A 320-nucleotide genomic window follows, 5' to 3' on the forward strand; every position below is an offset into this window, starting at 1 on the left:
TACGCTCAGTCCAGGGTCTCGACTTTCCCGCTTTTCCCGCAGGAGTCGCCACCCTCCGCTCCAATCAACTTCAATTTTTTAATAAAATACTTTTCGAGGTGACGTACCATGATGACGAGAAACCAAGCAAATGAACGCGGGCAATTAGAAATGCTGACGATTGATCAATTAGTTCCTGAAGATCATTTAGTACGCAAGCTAGAGTCAGCGATTGATTTTTCGTTTATCTATCCCTTGGTTGAAAACCTATATTCAGGGATCGGTCGTCCAAGTATCGACCCCGTAGTTTTGTTTAAGATGATCTTCATACAATACATATT

At 42.2% G+C, this 320-nt stretch carries 1 protein-coding gene; it reads left to right on the top strand.

Translation table 11 applies throughout. The features are described from left to right. Positions 1 to 108: 108 nt before the first annotated feature. Positions 109 to 320, top strand: a 212-nt coding sequence (locus MJG50_RS22020) for a transposase (RefSeq protein ID WP_490374917.1), incomplete at its 3' end; no start/stop codon positions are given.

This window comes from Fredinandcohnia quinoae (assembly GCF_022427965.1).
In the GTDB taxonomy this organism is placed as follows: domain Bacteria; phylum Bacillota; class Bacilli; order Bacillales; family Bacillaceae_L; genus Ferdinandcohnia; species Ferdinandcohnia quinoae.